The organism is Treponema sp. R8-4-B8 (genome assembly GCF_054786175.1).
Genome location: NZ_BDHE01000473.1, coordinates 1 through 295 on the forward strand (window position 1 = coordinate 1; position 295 = coordinate 295).

Below are 295 nucleotides of genomic sequence, written 5' to 3' on the forward strand. Positions count from 1 at the left end.
ATACGGTAGAGGATGTTAAGGCTTTAGCTACCGATAGCGTACATACGGTAGAGGATGTTAAAGCTTTAGCCACTAGTACCGTACACACGGTAGAAGACGTTAAAGCTTTAGCCACTAGTACCGTACACACGGTAGAAGACGTTAAAGCTTTAGCCACTAGTACCGTACATACGGTAGAGGATGTTAAGGCTTTAGCCACTGATAGCGTACATACGGTAGAGGATGTTAAAGCTTTAGCCACTAGTACCGTACACACGGTAGAAGACGTTAAAGCTTTAGCTACTTTTACCGTCCA

1 protein-coding gene is annotated in these 295 nt (G+C 44.1%); it reads left to right on the top strand.

Annotated features, from left to right (window positions below; genetic code table 11):
- The coding region (locus ACYVRA_RS09300) for a hypothetical protein (protein ID WP_461252417.1) at positions 1-295 on the top strand (295 nt) is incomplete at both ends.